The organism is Paraburkholderia sp. JHI2823 (genome assembly GCF_038900695.1).
Lineage (GTDB): Bacteria > Pseudomonadota > Gammaproteobacteria > Burkholderiales > Burkholderiaceae > Paraburkholderia > Paraburkholderia mimosarum.
The window spans coordinates 62,036-77,479 of sequence record NZ_JAYMRY010000035.1 but is presented as its reverse complement, the minus strand read 5'-3'; the positions used below and the strand labels follow the sequence as shown (position 1 = coordinate 77,479).

At 66.0% G+C, this 15,444-nt stretch carries 15 protein-coding genes and 1 pseudogene; 11 read left to right on the top strand and 5 right to left on the bottom strand.

From position 1 onward, the window contains the following. The 3 genes and pseudogenes from VSR34_RS28955 to queF all read left to right on the top strand — a co-directional run. Nucleotides 1-308: pseudogene (locus VSR34_RS28955) on the top strand (threonine ammonia-lyase, biosynthetic); the annotation flags it as partial. Between the two features lie 22 nt (nucleotides 309-330). Then, the gene (locus tag VSR34_RS28950; protein WP_342964184.1) at nucleotides 331-1,263 is read left to right on the top strand and encodes a 5'-nucleotidase; all 933 of its coding nucleotides are present in this window, start codon (nucleotides 331-333) and stop codon (nucleotides 1,261-1,263) included. Continuing rightward, on the top strand, nucleotides 1,260-2,084 hold the full coding sequence (queF, locus tag VSR34_RS28945; RefSeq protein WP_342964183.1) for an NADPH-dependent 7-cyano-7-deazaguanine reductase QueF: 825 nt from the start codon (nucleotides 1,260-1,262) through the stop codon (nucleotides 2,082-2,084). The genes VSR34_RS28950 and queF overlap by 4 nt, the downstream gene beginning before the upstream one ends. 129 nt (nucleotides 2,085-2,213) lie before the next feature. On the opposite strand, the gene mtgA is transcribed toward queF, so the two are convergent. The 5 genes from mtgA to mpl form a co-directional block, all read right to left on the bottom strand. Continuing rightward, on the bottom strand, nucleotides 2,214-2,942 hold the full coding sequence (gene mtgA, locus VSR34_RS28940) for a monofunctional biosynthetic peptidoglycan transglycosylase (protein ID WP_028214458.1): 729 nt from the start codon (nucleotides 2,940-2,942) through the stop codon (nucleotides 2,214-2,216). Nucleotides 2,943-3,037: 95 nt separating this feature from the next. After that, a complete protein-coding gene (gene aroE, locus VSR34_RS28935; RefSeq protein ID WP_342964182.1) occupies nucleotides 3,038-3,913 on the bottom strand; it encodes a shikimate dehydrogenase in 876 nt (291 codons plus the stop codon). Further along, a complete protein-coding gene (locus VSR34_RS28930) occupies nucleotides 3,910-6,036 on the bottom strand; it encodes an RNB domain-containing ribonuclease (protein ID WP_342964181.1) in 2,127 nt (708 codons plus the stop codon). The genes aroE and VSR34_RS28930 overlap by 4 nt, the downstream gene beginning before the upstream one ends. A gap of 80 nt (nucleotides 6,037-6,116) precedes the next feature. Then, nucleotides 6,117-6,692 (bottom strand): YqiA/YcfP family alpha/beta fold hydrolase, encoded by a 576-nt coding sequence (locus VSR34_RS28925; RefSeq protein ID WP_028214461.1) that lies wholly within the window; start codon nucleotides 6,690-6,692, stop codon nucleotides 6,117-6,119. Continuing rightward, nucleotides 6,689-8,080, bottom strand: a complete 1,392-nt coding sequence (gene mpl, locus VSR34_RS28920; RefSeq protein ID WP_028231726.1) for a UDP-N-acetylmuramate:L-alanyl-gamma-D-glutamyl-meso-diaminopimelate ligase — start codon at nucleotides 8,078-8,080, stop codon at nucleotides 6,689-6,691. Before mpl ends, VSR34_RS28925 begins: the two co-directional genes overlap by 4 nt. A 307-nt stretch (nucleotides 8,081-8,387) precedes the next feature. On the opposite strand from mpl, the gene VSR34_RS28915 reads away from it, so the two are divergent. The 8 genes from VSR34_RS28915 (at nucleotide 8,388) to tpx (ending at nucleotide 15,351) form a co-directional block, all read left to right on the top strand. Then, nucleotides 8,388-9,032: a hypothetical protein gene (locus VSR34_RS28915; protein WP_028214463.1), complete on the top strand. Its 645-nt coding sequence runs from the start codon at nucleotides 8,388-8,390 to the stop codon at nucleotides 9,030-9,032. A gap of 11 nt (nucleotides 9,033-9,043) precedes the next feature. Continuing rightward, nucleotides 9,044-9,595, top strand: coding sequence for a TlpA disulfide reductase family protein (locus VSR34_RS28910; protein ID WP_028231727.1), 552 nt, complete (start codon nucleotides 9,044-9,046; stop codon nucleotides 9,593-9,595). Nucleotides 9,596-9,788: 193 nt separating this feature from the next. Beyond that, the gene (gene aroQ / locus VSR34_RS28905; RefSeq protein WP_028214029.1) at nucleotides 9,789-10,241 is read left to right on the top strand and encodes a type II 3-dehydroquinate dehydratase; all 453 of its coding nucleotides are present in this window, start codon (nucleotides 9,789-9,791) and stop codon (nucleotides 10,239-10,241) included. Nucleotides 10,242-10,338: 97 nt separating this feature from the next. Beyond that, on the top strand, nucleotides 10,339-10,806 hold the full coding sequence (accB, locus tag VSR34_RS28900; protein ID WP_028214030.1) for an acetyl-CoA carboxylase biotin carboxyl carrier protein: 468 nt from the start codon (nucleotides 10,339-10,341) through the stop codon (nucleotides 10,804-10,806). A gap of 206 nt (nucleotides 10,807-11,012) precedes the next feature. Next, a complete protein-coding gene (gene accC, locus VSR34_RS28895) occupies nucleotides 11,013-12,380 on the top strand; it encodes an acetyl-CoA carboxylase biotin carboxylase subunit (RefSeq protein WP_028214031.1) in 1,368 nt (455 codons plus the stop codon). Nucleotides 12,381-12,383: 3 nt separating this feature from the next. Continuing rightward, complete coding sequence (prmA, locus tag VSR34_RS28890) at nucleotides 12,384-13,280, top strand: 50S ribosomal protein L11 methyltransferase (protein WP_028214032.1); 897 nt, start codon at nucleotides 12,384-12,386, stop codon at nucleotides 13,278-13,280. 136 nt (nucleotides 13,281-13,416) lie between these two features. Beyond that, nucleotides 13,417-14,745 (top strand): zinc-ribbon and DUF3426 domain-containing protein, encoded by a 1,329-nt coding sequence (locus VSR34_RS28885; protein WP_028214033.1) that lies wholly within the window; start codon nucleotides 13,417-13,419, stop codon nucleotides 14,743-14,745. A 105-nt stretch (nucleotides 14,746-14,850) separates the two neighbouring features. Next, nucleotides 14,851-15,351: a thiol peroxidase gene (gene tpx, locus VSR34_RS28880; protein WP_028214034.1), complete on the top strand. Its 501-nt coding sequence runs from the start codon at nucleotides 14,851-14,853 to the stop codon at nucleotides 15,349-15,351. Nucleotides 15,352-15,444: the final 93 nt, after the last annotated feature.

The following is a 15,444-nucleotide window of genomic DNA, read 5'->3' as shown; positions in this document are numbered from 1 at the left end:
AGCTCTCGAAGCAGCACATCCGCTACATGGTGGGCGGGCGCTCGCCTCTGGCACACGACGAGCGCCTGTTCCGCTTCGAGTTCCCCGAGCGCCCGGGCGCGCTCATGCGCTTCCTTTCGTCGATGGCACCGAACTGGAACATCAGCCTCTTCCACTACCGCAACCAGGGCGCCGACTACAGCTCGATTCTCGTGGGCATCCAGGTGCCCGCAGCCGATGACGCCGAGTTCCGCCGCTTCCTCGCCACGCTCGGTTATCCGCATTGGGAAGAGACGGGCAATCCGGCGTATCGGTTGTTCCTGGCTTAACCTTGCATAACCGGCGGCCATCGTGTCCGTTTCGCTCTCCGACAAGCTCGTCGTCGCTATTTCTTCGCGTGCGCTCTTCGATTTCGAGGAGGAAAACCACGTGTTCGAAGCCGGCGACCTGCGAGCGTACGAAGCGCTCCAGCGCGAGCGCCTGAACCTGCCCGCGCAGCCGGGCGTGGCGTTCGCGCTGATCCGCAAACTGCTCGCGCTCAATAACGGCGCGCATCACGTGGAAGTCGTGATCCTCTCGCGCAGCGATCCCATCAGCGGCCTGCGCGCGTTCAGTTCGTGCCGCGAGCACCGGCTCGACATCCAGCGCGGTGTGTTCACGCGCGGGCGCGAGCCCTGGCATTACCTCAAGCCGCTCAATGCGTCGCTGTTCCTCTCCGCGAACCCGGCCGACGTGCGGAGCGCGCTCGACGCCGGTTTTCCCGCCGCACGCGTGTTCCCCCGCATCGAGCACAATTCGGCGACAATGGCGGAACGCAACGCGCACGAAATTCGCATCGCGTTCGACGGCGATGCGGTGCTGTTTTCCGATGAAGCCGAGCAGATCTTCCAGAGCGAGGGCCTCGGCGCATTCGTTAGCCACGAACGCGACAACCGCGAGTTGCCGCTCGCGCAAGGTCCGCTCAAGCCGCTGCTCGCCGCGCTCAACCGGCTGCAGAAGCTCGCCGACGCGAACGCGCAAATGCACATTCGCACCGCCCTCGTCACCGCGCGCTCAGCGCCCGCGCACGAACGTGCAATCCGTACGCTGATGGCCTGGAACATCGAGATCGACGAAGCGATGTTCCTTGGCGGACTCGACAAAGGCCCGTTCCTGCGCGAGTTCGAACCCGATTTTTTCTTCGACGACCAGATCCGCCATTGCGAATCCGCGCGCTCGGTCACGGCCACCGGGCACGTGGCGAGCGGCGTGACGAATATCGCAACCGAAGCCAACGCATCATGACTCCCGACCAATCCCCGCTCGGCAAGCCCGCCGCCTACACCGAACAGTACGACGCCTCGCTCTTGTTCCCGATCCCGCGCGCCGGCGCGCGCGAGCAGATCGGCATTGGCGCGCAACTGCCGTTCTTCGGCTCCGATATCTGGAACGCCTACGAGCTTTCGTGGATCAACGCGCGCGGCAAGCCGCAGATCGCGATCGCAACGTTCTTCATCCCTGCCGATTCGCCGAGCATCATCGAATCGAAGTCGTTCAAGCTGTATCTGGGCTCGTTCGCGCAAACGGCGTTCGAATCCGCCGAAGTGGTGCGCGACACGATCCGGCGCGATGTGACGGCGGCATGCGGCGCGCCGGTTTCGGTGCGGCTCGAGCAGCCGGGCGCGTTCGGCAAGATCGCGTTCGAGGAATTCGACGGGCTCTCGCTCGACCGCCTCGATCTCGACACGGAGATCTATCACCCGGAGCCGACGCTGCTGAAAGCGGCGTTCGACGAGGCGCCGGTGGAAGAAACGCTGATCTCGAACCTGCTCAAATCGAATTGCCCGGTGACGGGCCAGCCCGACTGGGGCAGCGTGCAGATTCACTACGTCGGGGCGCAGATCGACCAGGCGGGCCTCTTGCGCTACATCATCTCGTATCGCAATCACACGGGCTTTCACGAGCAATGCGCCGAACGCATCTTCATGGACATCCTGCGCGAGTGCAAACCGGACCGGCTCGCCGTCTATGCGCGCTATACGCGGCGCGGCGGCCTCGACATCAATCCGTTCCGCACCAACTTCAACATGCCGATGCCGGATAACGCCCGGCTCGCGCGTCAGTAAGCGGTAGACAGCAAGCAGGCCATCAAAACGCAAACGCCCCGCTTGCCGGGGCGTTTTTCATTGGCACGTGAACTGGTCTCCATGCGTGGCCTCGCTGCGTGGCCTCCTGGGTGGCCTCAACGCGCGACCTCAATGCGGGAGTTCAGCGGCCCCCATGCGCCGCGCGATGACCGCGGTGCGCTGGGCGAGGTACGCGGAGTTGCGATGCTCGTCGTAGTATCTCGGACGCGGCAGCATCACCGCGAGCCGCGCGGCCTGCCACGGCGTGAGCTTCGCCGCCGTGGTGCGATAGTAGTAGCTCGCGGCGGCTTGCGCGCCGTACACGCCATTGCCCCATTCCACCGAATTCAGGTAGATCTCGAAGATGCGCTCCTTGTCGAGCAGCGTCTCCAGCATCCACGTGATGATCAGCTCCTGGCCCTTGCGGATGTAGCTCTGCTCACGCGAGAGGAACAGATTGCGCGCGAGCTGCTGCGTGATGGTCGAGCCGCCGCGCACGATATGGCCGCGCCTCTTGTTCTTCTCCCACGCTTGCAGGATGGCGTCGGTCTCGTACCCGTTGTTGTTGACGAAGTTCGCGTCCTCGGACGCGATGATCGCGCGCTTCAGGTTGCGCGAGATCTGGTCGTACGGCACCCACTGGTGCTGGATCGAGAGACCGGGGCCATTTGCGGAAAGACGCGCGGAAAGACGCGCGGCGTCGGTGCGCATGAAGGCGGTCGATTGCGGATCGACGAAGTTCCAGAGCGCGATCTGCGCGAAGTAGAAGAGCTGCGTGGCGAACCACGCGATCGCGAACACGCAGACGACCCAGGCGAACCAGCGCAGTGCGCCGGGACGCGTTTGCCGCTTTGACATCCCCGCGCGACGCCCTTTGACGGACGCCGCCGCAGCTTGCGCGCCGATGGCTTGCCTGCGCATGGCGTCTTCTCCCTGGCGTGCGGCGGGCCGCTTTACGCAGCCTGCGCGGCGAGTTGCGCGCGCAATGCCGCCAGCACGGGCGCGCCCTCGGGTCGCACGCCGCGCCACACGAAGAACGACTCGGCGGCCTGCTCGACCAGCATGCCGAGGCCGTCGGCCGCCCGCGCACCGAGCGATTGCGCGTGGTGCATGAACACGGTGGGCTGCGCGCCGTACATCATGTCGTAGGCGAGCGTGCCCGCGCCGAACGCGCGCTCGTCGCATTCGGGCAAGGCGGCGTCCAGACTGCCCGCCGTCGCGTTCACGATTACGTCATAGGGATTCCGGTCTACGGCATGCGGTCCGCCGCCGAACAGCCGACAGCCGAACTCGCGCGCCGCGCCTTCGAACTGCTCGACGAGCGCGTGCGCCTTGGGCGCCGTGCGGTTCACGATGGTGATCTCGCGCGGCCGGCGTTCGAGCATCGGCAGCACGACGCCGCGCGCCGCGCCGCCCGCGCCGAGCAGCAGCACGCGCGCGCCTGCGAGCGAGACACCGAGGTTCACCTCGATGTCGCGCACCAGGCCGAAGCCATCGGTGTTGTCGCCGAAGATGCCGTCCGCGTCGAAGCGCAGCGTGTTAACGGCGCCTGCCGCCGCGGCGCGCGGCGACAGCTTGTGCGCCAGCGCGTGCGCTTCGAGCTTGAACGGCACGGTCACGTTCAGGCCGCGGCCGCCCGCCGCGTGGAACGCCTGCACGTGCTCGACGAAACCGTCCAGCGGCGCGAGCAGACGCTCGTACTCGATGCGCTCGCCCGTTTGCAGCGCGAACTGCGCGTGGATATACGGCGACTTGCTGTGCGCCACGGGATTGCCGACTACGGCGTAGCGGTCGCACTGCGCATCGGCAGGTGAGTGGCTCACGCTCATTCGCGCGGCTCCGTCGCGTGCTGTTCGCTCGATTGCTCCGCCGCGTCGGGCGCGCCGCTCGCCGCCTCGCCCTCGCCCTCGCCCGCTTCCGCGACGGCTTCCGCTTCGCTCTGCGCGGAATCGTCGGCGGCTTCGATCAGTTCCTCGTCTTCGCCCGTCTCGTCTTCGGCTTGCTCGCCGCCCGTCACCACGGGCGCGTCGAGCACGCGCAGCATGCGCACCGAAGCCTCGATCGTCAGTTCGTCGATCGACAGCACTTCCATCATCACGCGCGTGCCGCGCGCATGCACGCCGAGCGCCGGCACGTGGATGAGCAACGGCACTTCCTCGAAGCGCACGAGGTCGTCCTTCACCACCGTTGCGGGGAACTCGCGACGCGCCTCGCGGCCATCTTCACCGCGCATTTGCTGCTGCAGCCAGCGCAGGCACCAGAAGTACTCCATGCGGCGCTGGTGGTCGGCGTAGGCGGTATAGGTCTCGTCGAAGCCCTGCACGACGGCGAAGAGATCGGCGTCCTTGGGCTTGAACGGCGCGACGAGCTTGGCGGCCACGCCGTGCTCGACGCACGCGAGCAGCTGCCACTGGTTCACGAGGTCCACGTAACGGCGCAGCGGCGAGGTGCTCCAGGCATACTGCGCGACGCCGAGCCCTTCGTGCGGTGCGGCGTTGGTCTGCATGCGCGTGCGCTTGGGGCCGCTCGGCGCGCCGAACGCGCGCTGCGAGCGATAGATGCCCGGCACGCCGTGGTCGTGCAGCACGGCGCCCCACGTCGAGTTCGCGAGAATCGCCAGCTCCGCGACGATCAGATCGAGCGGTGAGCCGCGGCGGCGCGGCGAGATGGTGACGTGCTCGCCGTCCACGTAGAAGTTGAAGTCGGTGTTGCGCTGCACTTCGCGGCGCAGGCCGTAACCGGCACGCGCCTGCTGGCGCTTTTCGAAGAGCGCCTGCGCGAACGGCCACAGCACGGCGATGTCGTCCTTGTGCGGATACTCGCCCGTGCCCGCCGCGAGCGTCTCTTCGGTCACGACCTCGTCGAGCGTGTTGTGGCGCAGATTGCTCTTCACGAACACGCGCTCGGCACGCGTTTCGGTCGCGACGATCTCCTGCGTCTCGCGGTTCACGATGCAGTAGAGCGAGAGCGCCGGGCGCAGACCGTCTTCCTTGAGCGTGAAGGCATCGACGAAATCGTCGGGCAGCATCGTGATCTTGTCGCCGGGCATGTAGACCGTCGAAAGACGCGTGCGTGCGATCGTGTCGGCCGTGTCGCCGCGCTTGATGCCGAGCGCCGGCGCCGCGATGTGAATGCCGATGCGCACGCGGCCGTCGGCCAGATGCTCGATCGAGAAGGCATCGTCGATTTCGGTCGTGGTGACGTCGTCGATCGAGAAGGCCTGCACGTGCTCGGCGGCGTTGGGCAGATCCTCGGGCAGCGTGCCCACCTCGACGGGCGGGAAACCCGTGCCGTGCGGGAAGAAGTCCGCGAGAAAGCGCGCCTCGTGCAGCGCGCGCGGCGAAGCGATGCCACCGCATTCGAGCATGAGGCGCGGCATCGAAATGCCGCGCGCGGCCGCCGCCGCTTCGAGCGCCTTGTATTCGATCGAATTCTTGTCGGGCTTCGTGAGGAGGGCCAGCGCCTTGCCCTTGAACGCCTCGGGCAGGCCGCCCGCCTTCAGCTCCTCTTCGTAGCCGGCCTGCACGAGCGCCTGCTGACGCTTGCGCTCGAGCGAGGCGAGCGCCATCTTGAGCTGCTCTTCGGGCGCACGCTGATACTGCCCGCGGCCCTTGCGGCGGAAATACACGGGCGAGCCGTGCAGGCGCAGCACGAGCGCGGCGCGCTCGACCGGGCCGTAGGTTTCGCCGAAGTACTCGCTCGCGAGCGCCGTGTATGCGAACTCATCGGCGGGCGCGCACTCCCACAGGAAATCGAGATCGATTTCCTGGGCGGCGGCGTCCGCCTGCTCCAGCAGCTCGGCCGCAGAAGGCTTCTCGAACTCGATCAGCACGTCCTTCGCACGCACCTTGGCGCGCCGCCCACCCGGCAACTCGACCTGGAACGCATCGCCCTGGCGCGATAGCACGCTGCCGGCCTTGAAACTGCCCGATTCCTCAAAGAAAACGTTCACTCAATACTCTCGTTCAGACTTGCTTCGACCGCCGGCGCTGCGCGCAAGCGGTGCTGTATACATATAGGCGTTCGCACGCATCAGGCGGCATCGCAGAAACGGATCACTTCGTCGACGTAATCTGCAAACTCGCTGATGCCATGATCGCTGCCTTCGATCAGGTGCGTGGACACACCCGGATAGTGCGCGAGCATCTCGCGGTAATCGAGCACTTCGTCGCCGGTCGCGGCGATCAGATAGTAGCGCGCGGGTTGCGTCACCGTCGTAACGGCCAGCGCGCGCAATTCTTCCAGGTGACGCGGTTCGACGACGATGCTGCCGCCACCGTGCCAGAGCGGCTGCTCGCCGAGGTATTTCGACAGATCACGGTCGGGCACCACGGCGGGGTTCAGCAATGCGGCACGCCAGCCGTGCTTTTCCGCGAGATACGTCGCGAAGTAGCCGCCCAGCGAACTGCCGATGAGCGTCACGCGCTCGCCCGGCTTCACGCGCGCGCCGATTTCCCGCTCGGCAAGCGCGATGGCTTCGGCCGGCGAAACGGGCAGCGTCGGGCAAAGCCATTCGCCGCTGCGGCCCAGCTCGGCCAGGCGCGCCGCGAGCAGGCGCGCCTTGAACGACTGGGGCGACGAGCGAAAGCCGTGCAGATAGACGATCACGAGGCGCTCCGCGCGCAAAGCGCATCGAGCAGCTTTTGATGCACGCCGCCGAAGCCGCCGTTGCTCATCACGAGCACCTGGTCGCCGGGGCGCGCGGCTGCCGCGACTGCCTTCACCAGTGCCTCGATATCGTTGAATGCACGCGCCCTCTCGCCAAGCGGCGCGAGCGCGCCAGCGAGATCCCAGCCCAGCGCGTCCTTGCCGCTCGGCGCGCCGTAGCCGAACACGAGGTCGGCATCGGCAAGACTCGTGGGCAGCTGCGCCTTCATCACGCCCAGTTTCATTGTGTTCGAGCGCGGTTCGAGCACGGCCAGGATACGCGTGTTTTCGCGTCCGACGCGCGTACGCAATCCCGCGATCGTCGTTTCGATCGCCGTGGGATGGTGCGCAAAATCGTCATAGACGGTCACGCCGTCCACGCTGCCGCGTACTTCCATGCGGCGCTTCACGTTGCGGAACGCGGCAAGCGATTTGGCCGCCTGCGCGGGTGGCACCCCGACGCTGCGCGCCGCGGCAATGGCCGCGAGCGCATTCAGACGGTTGTGCTCGCCCTGGATCTGCCAGTCCACCACGCCTACGCGCTCGGCGTTGTGGTACACGGCGAAGCGCTCGTCCACGGCCACGCCGTCCTCGGCAGGCAGCGCCTGCCAGCCGCCGTCCACGCCGAAGCGCTCGACGTCGCTCCACACGCCGCGCGTGAGCACGCGCTCGAGCGCGTCCGAGCGGCCGTTCGTGACGATGCGGCCCACGCCGGGAATCGTGCGCACGAGGTGATGGAACTGCGTTTCGATCGACGCGAGATCGGGAAAGATATCGGCGTGATCGAATTCGAGATTGTTGAGCAGCGCCGTGCGCGGACGGTAATGAACGAACTTGGAGCGCTTGTCGAAGAACGCCGTGTCGTACTCATCGGCTTCGATCACGAAGAAGCTCGAATCGGTGAGCCGCGCCGAGACGCCGAAGTTCAGCGGCACGCCGCCGATCAGGAAGCCGGGATTGAGGCCCGCGTCTTCCAGCAGCCATGTGAGCATCGAGCTCGTGGTGGTCTTGCCGTGCGTGCCCGCCACGGCCAGCACCCACTTGTCGCGCAACACGTGCTCGCCGAGCCACTGCGGACCGGACGTGTACGGCAAGCCGCGATTGAGGATCTCCTCCATCAGCGGGTTGCCGCGCGTGACCACGTTGCCGATCACAAAGAGATCGGGATTCAGTTCGGTCTGGCTCGCGTCGTAACCCTCGATGAGGCGGATGCCCTGCGCTTCGAGTTGGGTGCTCATCGGCGGATACACGCCTGCGTCGCAGCCCGTGACCGTGTGGCCCGCGCTGCGCGCGAGCACGGCGAGTCCGCCCATGAACGTGCCGCAGATGCCGAGGATATGGATGTGCATAAGCCTGTCGCGCCGCGCGGGCGTCGTGAACGGGTTAAATGAGTTGAGCGGGCTACCGGGATGGAGAAGCCGAAACGGCGGTCGTCCTGCGCCGCCGGAGCAAAGACCGGTATTGTACCCGAGGCCCCGAGCGGTATTGGCTCTCGGCCGCTTCAACGCAGGCTCGAAACGAGTGCACTTGGGGCAGGCGTGAGCCATGCGCAAACCGGGGGGCAAAGCCAGCCGCCCTGCCGTGACGGGCGCGTGCGACAACTCGCGTCCGGGGCCACCGACCAGAACCCAGGGCGATCTCTAGTATCATTAATGAATGGTTCGCAGATCTCATTTCGATCCCCAGCGCGTGCGCGAGGAAATCGCCATCGCGGCAGCAAGGATGATTGCCGAGGACGGCCTCGATTACGCCACCGCCAAACGCAAGGCAGCCCGGCAGGTGGTCGGGGAAACGCGTATCGATGGCAGCTGGCTGCCCGACAACGATCAGATCGAGGAAGAGATCCGGGAATATCAGGCCCTCTTTCAAGGCGACAGCCAGCCGTTGGTGCTGCGCCGCCTGCGGGAAATCGCGCTCGACTGGATGCAGCGGCTCGGTGCGTTCAATCCGTTCCTGACCGGCGCCGTCCTCAACGGTACGGCGGGCGAGCACTCCGATATTCATCTGCAGATTTTTTGCGATAACGCGAAGGATGTCGCGATCTGGCTCTTGAACGCGAACGTGCAGTACGACGTCTCGGAAACGCGCCATTTCGCGGCGCGGGGCTTCGTCGAGACACTCAGCTTCTTGTGGCGCCCGTCACGCACCGAGGAGCCGGTGGGCATTCATATTGCCCTCTACAATACCGACGACCTGCGCGGCGCCGTGCGTGCCGATGCGCGCGGGCGGCTACCGCGCGCCAGCGCTCAGGCCCTTCAGGCACTGATCGACGAGAGCGGCGCGACTTCCTCCACCTCTTGAAAGCGGCATAAATGAACACGAAGCGGATTCTGGCCGGCATGGCAGTGGCGGCGATCGCCGCAGGCGGCGGCATACTGGCCGGGCAGTGGGCGAACAGCGGCCGCGCCGGGGTGGCCGACGCAGCCTCGGTGAGCGGCAAGCAGACTGCGGTTGGCCAGCTGTGGTCGGCGGCGGTCACCAACCCGGACGGCAAGCCGCAATCGCTGGCCATCTATAAAGGCCGGCCAATCGTGGTCAACTTCTGGGCCTCGTGGTGCGGCCCGTGTGTCGAGGAAATGCCGGCGCTTTCGGCGCTGCAGCGCGAGTACGCGAAAAAGGGCATCCAGTTCGTGGGCGTGGGGGTCGATTCCGCGACGAATATCCAGACGTTCCTGAAGAAGGTGCCCGTCGACTATCCGATCTACGTCGCCGGGTTCGGCGGCGCGGACGTGGCGCGCGCCTTTGGCAACAACGCGGGCGGCTTGCCTTACACGGTCGTAATCGACGCGAACGGCGCCGTTCGTGCGACAAAATTAGGGCAAATCAAGCCGGACGAGTTGCGTCGTACGCTGGATGCGCTCTGAGGCAGCGGTCGTTTGACACAACGTTAGGCGCCGTACCGGGTATTTTCCCGTGAGAAACTTGCCTTTTGGCTGAAGATCGGCCCGACAACTCGTCGCGCGGCGAGATCGGGGCCATATCCCCTTTTCGGAAAACTAGACAAAATTCTCTAATCAGCGCTAAAGTTCGCGCAATTCCACGGAAAAAGAAGCGACCATGACGCGACTGCTGGTTCTGCACGGCCCCAACCTCAATCTTCTCGGCACCCGGGAACCGGAGGTGTACGGGCGCGTGACGCTCCCGCAAATCGACCAGGCGCTCTCTGACCGGGCGGCAGACGCTGGCATCGAACTCGCCACGTTCCAGAGCAATCACGAAGGTGCGCTGGTCGACCGCATCCAGGCGGCCCGCAACGAGCAAACCGACTTCATCCTGATCAACCCGGCCGCGTACACGCACACGAGCGTCGCGATCCGGGACGCGCTGGCCGGTGTCGGCATCCCGTTCGTCGAAATTCACCTGTCGAACGTGCATCGCCGCGAGCCCTTCCGCCACCATTCGTATTTTTCCGACCAGGCCGAGGGGGTGATCTGCGGCCTCGGCTGGAAAGGTTATCTCTACGCGCTCGAATACGCGCTCGACCGGCTTGCTGCCCGGTCCGAGGCCTGATTCCCGCGCCGGATGACCGTCAACACCTGACAATAACCCGTGCCGGGACGCGCGCGTCCCGGCACTTCACGTATTCAAAGCAAAAAGGGGCTGCACCATGGATCTACGTAAGCTGAAGACTCTGATCGACCTCGTCTCCGAATCGGGCATCTCGGAGCTCGAAGTGACTGAGGGTGAAGGCAAGGTGCGCATCGTCAAGAACGCACCCCCCGTTTACGTGCAGCAAGGTCCCGCGCAATACGCGGCGCCGGCCCTGGGCGCTGCGCCCGCCGCGCCGGCCCATGTCGGCGAAACCGCCGCAGCGGCGCCCGCCGCCCCCGCCGCGCCGCAAGGCCATGTCGTGACCTCGCCGATGGTGGGCACGTTCTATCGCGCACCTTCCCCGGGCGCGGATCCGTTCGTCCAGGTCGGCGACACGGTCAAGGAAGGCCAGACGCTGTGCATCATCGAGGCGATGAAGCTGCTCAACGAGATCGAGTCGGATGCGGCCGGTGTGGTCAAGGAAATCCTCGTCGAGAACGGCCAGGCAGTGGAGTACGGCCAGCCTCTCTACGTGATCGCCTAAGCTTCTGCGCGCGGCGGCGGCCTTCTTTTGCGGGCCGCGCCGCGTATGTCGCCCGCGTTTGTCGCATTTGCGCCCATGACGGCGACGCACGCGATCGATCCTCAGCGTTTTACATGGGATCGCAGGAAGCGCCAAAGCGCTAACTCCGATCGACAGGTGTCCGCATCAGCGACTCGCGGCGCCCATTGATGAGTCGAATACCCACCATGTTTGAAAAAATCCTCATTGCCAATCGTGGCGAAATCGCGCTCCGCATCCAGCGCGCGTGCCGCGAACTCGGCGTCAAGACGGTCGTCGTCTATTCGGAAGCCGACAAGGAAGCCAAGTACGTGAAGCTCGCCGACGAGGCGGTCTGCATCGGCCCCGCCCCTTCGAACCTGAGCTACCTGAACATGCCGGCGCTCATCAGCGCGGCCGAAGTCACCGACGCCGAAGCGATCCACCCCGGCTACGGCTTCCTCTCCGAGAACGCCGACTTCGCCGAGCGCGTCGAGCAGTCGGGCTTCACGTTCATCGGCCCGCGCCCGGAAACGATCCGCATGATGGGCGACAAGGTCACGGCGAAGCAGACCATGATCAAGACCGGCGTGCCCTGCGTGCCGGGCTCGGAAGGCGCCCTGCCCGACGATCCGAAGGAAATCGTGAAGATCGCGCGCGCGATCGGCTACCCCGTCATCATCAAGGCGGCGGGTGGCGGCGGCGGGCGCGGCATGCGCGTCGTGCACACGGAAGCGGCGCTCGTGAACGCGGTCAACATGACCCGCGAGGAAGCCGGCCGTGCGTTCGGCAATCCGCAGGTCTACATGGAGAAGTACCTCGAGAACCCGCGCCACATCGAGATCCAGATTCTCGCGGACTCGTTCAAGAACGCCGTATGGCTCGGCGAACGTGATTGCTCGATGCAGCGCCGCCATCAGAAAGTGATCGAAGAAGCGCCGGCGCCGGGCATCGCGCGCCGCCTGCTCGATCGCATCGGCGACCGCTGCGCCGACGCCTGCAAGAAGATGGGCTACCTCGGCGCGGGCACCTTCGAGTTCCTGTACGAAAACGGCGAGTTCTACTTCATCGAGATGAACACGCGCGTGCAGGTAGAGCACCCGGTCACCGAGCTGATCACGGGCATCGATATCGTGCAGGAGCAGATCCGCATTGCCGCGGGCGAGAAGCTTTCGTTCCGCCAGCGCGACATCCAGTTGAAGGGCCACGCCATCGAGTGCCGCATCAACGCCGAAGATCCGTTCAAGTTCACGCCGTCGCCGGGCCGTCTCACGTCGTGGCACATGCCGGGGGGCCCGGGCGTGCGCGTCGACTCGCATGCCTACAATGGCTATTTCGTGCCGCCGAACTATGATTCGATGATCGGCAAGCTGATCACCTACGGCGCCACGCGCGAGCAGGCCATTCAGCGCATGCGCATCGCGCTATCGGAAATGGTGGTCGAAGGCATCCAGACCAACATCCCGCTGCACCGCGAACTGATGCTCGATGCGAAGTTCGTCGAGGGCGGCACGAGCATTCACTACCTGGAAAGCCGTCTGGCCGAACGTCAGGCAGTGAAGAAGGACGAAGCGTAATTCATGAGCTACCGGGAACTGATCGTCGAGCTGGATCGCCATCGCGCGGAGGCGCTCTCCGACGCGTTGATCGAGCTTGGCGCCCTCTCGGTGTCGGTGGAAGACGCCGACGCCGACACGCCCGACGAGCAGCCGCTCTTCGGCGAGCCGGGCCTCACGCCCGAGCGCACCGCGTGGCAGCATTCGCGCGTGATTGCGTTGATCGGCGCCGATCAGGATCCCGCCGTGCTGCTCGCGGCCGCTTCGAACGAGCTTGGCCTCGCGCAGGCGCCGAAGTATTCGCTGCGCGAAGTCGAGGAACAGGACTGGGTGCGCCTCACGCAATCGCAGTTCGACCCGATCCAGATCGGCGAGCGCATCTGGGTCGTGCCCTCGTGGCACGATGCACCCGATCCCGACGCGCTCGTGCTCGAGCTGGACCCGGGCCTCGCGTTCGGCACGGGCAGCCATCCCACCACGCGTCTGTGCATGGAGTGGATCGAGCAGCACGTGCAGCCCGGCAATTCGCTGCTCGACTACGGCTGCGGCTCGGGCATCCTCGCGATCCTCGCGAAGAAGTGCGGCGCGAATCCGGTGATCGGCATCGACATCGATCCGCAGGCGGTCGAGTCGGCGCGCCACAACAGCGAGCGCAATCGCGCGGAGGTCACCTACGGCCTGCCCGACGATTGCCCCGCCGGCGAGTTCGACATCGTCGTCGCCAATATTCTTTCGAATCCGCTCAAGCTGATGGCCTCGATGCTGTCGTCGCGCGTGAAGCCGGGCGGACGCATCGCGCTCTCGGGCATCCTCGCGCGCCAGGCCGACGAAGTCGCGCAGGTCTACGCCCGCTGGATCGACATCTCGGTCTGGCGCGAGCACGAAGGCTGGGTCTGCCTCGCGGGCACGCGGCGCACGTAATTCCATACAGGCGCGATCGGGCTTGCTCGAGCGCGGATCGCGCCCCATGCGGGACGACCGAAGTCGTAGGGTGCGGCGGATTGCCAGTAGAATGCCGGTATCGCCAACCTCCGGTCTCCCCAGATCCCAGGCTCACATGCTGCTGGCAACGCGCTGCCCCTTCTGTGAAACCGTATTCCGTATTCAGCCCACGCAGCTTGCCGTGCGGCGCGGCCTCGTGCGTTGCGGGCATTGCCAGGAAGCGTTCGATGCGTCGGGCAGTCTCTACGAGGTGCCCGAAGGCGGCGATTTCTCGCGCGCCGTGCCGCTTGCAGGCGAGATCGCAGCAAGCCTGACTGCGACTCCGCCGGAAACGGCTTCGCACGCTGCAGCGCAATCGGCGGCGCCGTCCGCGTTTCAGCCCGGGTTTCATCCTGACACCCAGAACACCACACAGGCTGCGGAGCCGGCAGTCAGCGCGCCATCGCAAGAGCCGCGCGTGCCGCTAAACGCCACGCCCAATTTCACGAATCGCACGTGGGATCCGTGGGCGCCACCCGCTGACACCCAGCTCGACCCGCGCTTCAGGTACAACGCCGATCAGCTGGCGCACAAGGGCGCCACCCCAAGGGCGACGCCTGGCGCCGAATCGAAGTTCATCGCCGACGATGAACCGTCGCACGCTGCGCCCCGCGCGCCGGCGCCATCTGCCACGGCGGCATCCGTGCCCCCGGCGCAGAACACCCAACCCGCCGAGCCCTTCCCGCCCGCGGCACGCTGGACTCGCAGCGAACCGAACCTCGGCGCAACGGGTCCCGCGGAGCCGACCTTTTCGGCCAACGAAGCATCGGCGGCGGGTCGCATCAACGATCCTGAGCCCGCGCTCGGCCCTCGCATCCGCCAAGACGAGCGCGAACCCGCGTTCAGCGCGCTTCCGCCCAACGACGGTGCGTCGCCGTTCGCCGTCACGCGCGAAGCGCCTGCGCGCCCGCGCGGCTCGCGCGCCATCGTCTGGCGGTTTCTGGGCACGCTCATCGCCATTCTGCTTCTCGCACTGCTCGCTGTGCAGCTCGCCTGGTGGCAACGCGAAACGGTGATGGTCTACTGGCCCGACTCGCAGTCGCTTTATCAACAGGCGTGCGAGCAACTCGGTTGCCGGGTGATGCCGCCACGCGACATCGACGGGCTGCTGGTCGAGCCGTCCGAGCTGCGCCAGGTCGACAATGAACCGCATCATCTCGAACTGAAGGTGCCACTGCGCAACCGCTTCAACGTGGCGCTGGCCTACCCGGCTATCGAGCTCTCGCTGCTCGACCGGCAGAGCAATATCGTCGTGCGGCGCGTGCTGTGGCCGCAGGATTACGTTACGCCCGGCACGCCCATCGAAGCCGGTCTGCCCGCACGCACCACGCAGACGATGATCGTGCGGCTCGACACAGGCGACGTAGTGGCATCGAACTTCCGCATCGAAATCTTCTATCCCTGATGTTCCGTCTGCGCGCGGGTGCACTGACGTGCCCAGCGCGATTCCCGGCGCGCCGCTTACGCGCGTGTGCCATTCACCACCACATGCATTCCCGGAGTGCACATCATGAGTCAAGTCACGCTAGGCGGTAACCCGATCGACGTCGCTGGCACGTTCCCGAGCGTCGGTCAGAAGGCACCGGCGTTCTCGCTCGTCGGCAAGGATCTGAAGCCCGTCTCGCTCGCCGATTTCGCCGGCAAGCGCAAGGTCCTGAACATCGTGCCGAGCCTCGACACGCCGACCTGCGCCACCTCCACGCGCAAGTTCAACGAAGCCGCAGCCGGCCTCGACAATACGGCCGTCGTCGTGATTTCGGGCGACCTGCCGTTCGCCGCTTCGCGCTTCTGCACGACCGAAGGCATCGCGAACGTCGTCACGGCCTCGACGTTCCGCGGCCATGACTTCGCGCAGGCCTACGGCGTGGATGTCACGAGCGGCCCGCTCACCGGTCTGACCGCGCGCGCCGTCGTCGTGCTCGACGAAAACGACAAAGTGCTGCACGCCGAGCGCGTGAGCGAAATCAAGAACGAGCCGAACTACGACGCCGCACTCGCGGTGCTGAAGTAATCCGTCAGCGGCGCGCTCTCCCAGCGCCTGCGCTCGCAAGCCTGCCTGCAGGCCAGTGCGCCGCCCTTTCCCCTACCTACCACGCCCTACAGG

What these genes read in the sequence shown, in the direction of transcription:
- accC (WP_028214031.1), top strand. Translation starts at nt 11,013, where the DNA reads ATGTTTGAAAAAATCCTCATTGCCAATCGTGGCGAAATCGCGCTCCGC.
- aroQ (WP_028214029.1), top strand. Translation starts at nt 9,789, where the DNA reads ATGACGCGACTGCTGGTTCTGCACGGCCCCAACCTCAATCTTCTCGGC.
- queF (WP_342964183.1), top strand. Translation starts at nt 1,260, where the DNA reads ATGACTCCCGACCAATCCCCGCTCGGCAAGCCCGCCGCCTACACCGAA.
- prmA (WP_028214032.1), top strand. Translation starts at nt 12,384, where the DNA reads ATGAGCTACCGGGAACTGATCGTCGAGCTGGATCGCCATCGCGCGGAG.
- VSR34_RS28915 (WP_028214463.1), top strand. Translation starts at nt 8,388, where the DNA reads ATGGTTCGCAGATCTCATTTCGATCCCCAGCGCGTGCGCGAGGAAATC.
- VSR34_RS28885 (WP_028214033.1), top strand. Translation starts at nt 13,417, where the DNA reads ATGCTGCTGGCAACGCGCTGCCCCTTCTGTGAAACCGTATTCCGTATT.
- accB (WP_028214030.1), top strand. Translation starts at nt 10,339, where the DNA reads ATGGATCTACGTAAGCTGAAGACTCTGATCGACCTCGTCTCCGAATCG.
- tpx (WP_028214034.1), top strand. Translation starts at nt 14,851, where the DNA reads ATGAGTCAAGTCACGCTAGGCGGTAACCCGATCGACGTCGCTGGCACG.
- mtgA (WP_028214458.1), bottom strand. Translation starts at nt 2,942, where the DNA reads ATGTCAAAGCGGCAAACGCGTCCCGGCGCACTGCGCTGGTTCGCCTGG.
- aroE (WP_342964182.1), bottom strand. Translation starts at nt 3,913, where the DNA reads ATGAGCGTGAGCCACTCACCTGCCGATGCGCAGTGCGACCGCTACGCC.
- VSR34_RS28910 (WP_028231727.1), top strand. Translation starts at nt 9,044, where the DNA reads ATGAACACGAAGCGGATTCTGGCCGGCATGGCAGTGGCGGCGATCGCC.
- mpl (WP_028231726.1), bottom strand. Translation starts at nt 8,080, where the DNA reads ATGCACATCCATATCCTCGGCATCTGCGGCACGTTCATGGGCGGACTC.